This window comes from Kitasatospora sp. Root107, assembly GCF_001424875.1.
Lineage (GTDB): Bacteria > Actinomycetota > Actinomycetes > Streptomycetales > Streptomycetaceae > Kitasatospora.
Map to the genome: position 1 here is coordinate 33,572 of NZ_LMCT01000042.1, position 3,243 is coordinate 36,814.

The following is a 3,243-nucleotide window of genomic DNA, read 5'->3' on the forward strand; positions in this document are numbered from 1 at the left end:
GGCCCCGGCCCGGCTCGGTTCGCTGCGCTGCGCCTGGTCGCCCTGGTCGCTGTGGCGGGCCGTGGCTGACCCGGGCCGGTGCTGCTCCGGGTGGTTGGTGTGTGGCCGGGGCTGGATCGGTCGGGTGGATTGCGGCTCACCCGATCGAGTGAGTGTGCCGCTCCGGGCCGGGGTGGTGCGGAAGGCTGTGCCCTACCGACAACCCAGGGAGACAGGCATGGAGTACCCCGCTGAGTACAAGTACACCAAGGACCACGAGTGGCTCCAGGTCGAGGGCAAGACGGCCTTGGTCGGTCTGACGGACTTCGCGCAGAAGCAGCTCGGCGACATCGTCTTCGTGGAGGTGGTGTCGAAGGAGGGCGCCCAGCTCGAGGCGGAGGAGCCTTTCGGCAGCGTGGAGTCGGTCAAGGCGGTGTCCGAGTTCTTCTCGCCGGTCTCCGGCAAGGTCGTCGCGGTCAACGCGCTGCTCGATGCCGAGCCGGACGCCATCAACACGGACCCCCACGGCTCCTGGATCATCAAGATCGAGATGTCCGGCGCCAAGCAGCTGGACGGGTTGCTCACCGCCGCCCAGTACGAGCAGTTCATCACCGCCGAGGACTAGCGGCCGATGGGCCGTGCCCCACCTTCGGCCTCGGCGTGCCCGCCGGGCTGCCTGATGGGAGGGTGCGGCTCTCGCTGGCCTGACCGCAGTCCGGGCCCGCTGTGGCCTGTCGGGTGGGTTGTCGTGTCTGGCTGTGCGGGGGTGCTGTCGCGTGGTGTGACGTGCGCGGATGGCCCGGTTCCCCCGTGCCGGGGGAGGGCGCGACAGCCGTCCCGCGACAGGGCGCTGCGCCGGGGCTGCGTGGCCCTGCTGGCCGCCGGCCCTGGGGTCGCTTCCCGGCTCGCTCCGCCTGTTGCTGTGGCTGCGCCTGGTGGCTTCGCGCCGTGCCGTGCGGCTGCTGGTTCCACATCGCCTGGGACGGCGTGGGGACGTGGCTGTCCCAGCTCTGTCCTGCCGGTGTCTCACCCTGCCCGGCTTGTCCGTTTCGCTGGGACGGTCTCAGGTCGTATCCCCAGGCGGGAGCGTTTTCGGCCTGGCCTGAGACAGGCCTGGGACACGGCCTCGCGGCGGCCAGGCGAGGTGGCGGTCCGCCGGGCCGCCACCTGGCTGCTGCTGGTCCGTCAGGCCGCTGTCTGGGCCCGGCTGGTGGCCAGCGCCGACCGGGCCGCTGGCCACCACCTCGCCTGGCCGGCGTCCCTGCCTGCCCTGCCTGCCCGTCGCCGGGACGTCGCCGGGGCCGTGGATCGTCTCGGCCGGGCTGGGGTCGTTGGCTGGGGGGTGCGTCGGGGAGTCGGCGGTGACACCAGCACATGCGCTGGGCGGGAATGAGTAGCTGTACTCAGGCCCGGCCGGGCCGTGATGATCCACTCTTGGTTCAACCGCCCCGACCCGCAGCCGAATGAGGAAAGAACCCATGGTCAGCAGCACCGGCATCCGTCTGCGTCGCATTCGCACTCAGCTGGTCCCCGCGTTCGACAATCCCCTCTCCCTGGCCTATCTCGCCCTGGTCGCCGCCGCGGCTGCGGTCTTCGTGCACGCCGCCTGCACCACGCACGACATCTCCTTCGCCGGTATGTGGCTGGATCTGGTCACCGCACCGTTCGGCTTGCTCGCGCTCCCGATTCCCGCCGTCTTCTGGGACACCCCCGTCGAATGGCTGGGCCCCGTCCTGTCTCTCGCGGCCTCCGTGTCGGCGGCCCTCGTCAACGCCGCCTTCCTCGGACGGCTCGTCAGCAGGCTCCGTCCCGGCACGCGCAGCGCGCGGACCGCCGGGTAGGGGCCGTTGCCGGTGCGTCAGGCGGCCACTCCGGCCCGCTGCGCCTGGTCGTCGTCCTGGTCGGTGTGGCTGGGGGGTGGGTGCCTGCTGCTCCTGGCCGCTGCTGTCCCGGGAGGCCCAGCGTCCGGCCGTCGTCCGGGCCCGGCCCGGTGCCGCGTTCGGCTGCCGACCTTCGCGGGTGCTCGTGAGGACCGTGCCGAAGAAGTGCTGCTACCTGGCATCGGTTGTCGGGCAGTGAGGAAGCGCTGTCCGGCGGCTGAGAAGGTGCGCGCATAACTGAGAAAAAAATACGGCCCTTGGTGTGGTCTCCAGAGACCGGTGTGGTCGGCGGGGCGTGCCGTGCTCCGCCGGGCGGCCCCTGCTGGGCCTGGCCGCTCGGGACGTATTCGGGGTTGCCCCGGACGAGCTGGCGCCCGTGAAGGCGGTGCGTGTCTGTACTGGGGCCGGTTCGGTCCGGGGGTTGAGGTTGCCGCCGGGGGCGCGCTTGAGGTGCTTGTTGATGATGCAGCGTTGCGCCGGGTGCTGGTCCGCCGGGCACCGAGGCATCGGGCCGCGTGCTCGCCGAGGCCAGTTGAACCTACGGAAGTGCCAGGCCGCCGACGGACCGGCACTCAAATCAGATTGGCTGACGATCCGGGCGGGAACGGGCGATCGCCGAACAGGCGGCCGGGCCCGTTTGAGGCTCCGGGCTGAGACCGGCGAGATCCTCAGGTCTGCGCGGGGCGGTCCAGGAGCACCACCTCGAACTCCTCCAGGCTGCGCAGGGTCACTCCGGCGTCCGCAACGCCTCGGGCCCGCAGAGCGGCCTGCGGCCCGCGCGAGGCGGCGAGGTCGGTGAAGATCGCGCCCACACTGCCACGGCCACCGGCGCGGTTCACGAAGAGAGCGCCCGTCACGAAGCCGTTGACCTGCTGGAGGCCGGGCAGCACGCGGTCCCGAACGGTCTCGATCACCTGGTCGACCCGGCCGGGATCGAAGTCGAAGCGGGTCATCCGGAAGCCGTTGCCCTGCCCGGCCGCCCCCGGCGGGACGAGCGCCGCGGCCTCCCAGTTGTCGGTGGTCACCGTGCCGGCGAAGGGTGCCAGCAGCGCGGCCCGGCGATCGCGCAGCTGCTCGTCGCTGTCCTGCCGGGCCTGCTCGGACTCCCACCAGGAGCCCATCATGATCTTGCCGACCTGTCGGTCGGCGAACAGCCCGAAACCGCGGTAGCCGCGTTGGGCGGAGAGCAGGTCGACCGCCTCGGCGCGCAGTGCGCCGAGGGTCTCGTCGATCGCGGCCGGATCACCGGTCGCATAGGTCGTGCGGGTGTACAGCGAAGCGGTCATGAGTACGTTTCCCGTCGTCGTCCGGACGCCGCTCAGGTGGAGCGCCTGAGCAGTCACGCCCATCCCATGCTCATGCCCGCACCCGGGCAACGCGGCGA

General features: G+C 71.5%; 3 protein-coding genes. 2 read left to right on the forward strand and 1 reads right to left on the reverse strand.

The genetic code is table 11. The annotated features are described in order from the left end of the window. Window positions 1–217: 217 nt before the first annotated feature. Window positions 218–604: a glycine cleavage system protein GcvH gene (gene gcvH / locus ASC99_RS28525; protein WP_057237398.1), complete on the forward strand. Its 387-nt coding sequence runs from the start codon at window positions 218–220 to the stop codon at window positions 602–604. Window positions 605–1,457: 853 nt separating this feature from the next. Then, a complete protein-coding gene (locus ASC99_RS28530; protein ID WP_057237399.1) occupies window positions 1,458–1,820 on the forward strand; it encodes an SCO4225 family membrane protein in 363 nt (120 codons plus the stop codon). Between the two features lie 707 nt (window positions 1,821–2,527). Here ASC99_RS28530 and ASC99_RS28535 read toward each other — a convergent pair. Continuing rightward, window positions 2,528–3,145, reverse strand: a complete 618-nt coding sequence (locus ASC99_RS28535) for a hypothetical protein (RefSeq protein ID WP_235583165.1) — start codon at window positions 3,143–3,145, stop codon at window positions 2,528–2,530. Between the last annotated feature and the right edge of the window lie 98 nt (window positions 3,146–3,243).

Coding starts and splice junctions, on each gene's coding strand:
- ASC99_RS28535 (WP_235583165.1), bottom strand. CDS start 3,145: ATGACCGCTTCGCTGTACACCCGCACGACCTATGCGACCGGTGATCCG.
- ASC99_RS28530 (WP_057237399.1), top strand. CDS start 1,458: ATGGTCAGCAGCACCGGCATCCGTCTGCGTCGCATTCGCACTCAGCTG.
- gcvH (WP_057237398.1), top strand. CDS start 218: ATGGAGTACCCCGCTGAGTACAAGTACACCAAGGACCACGAGTGGCTC.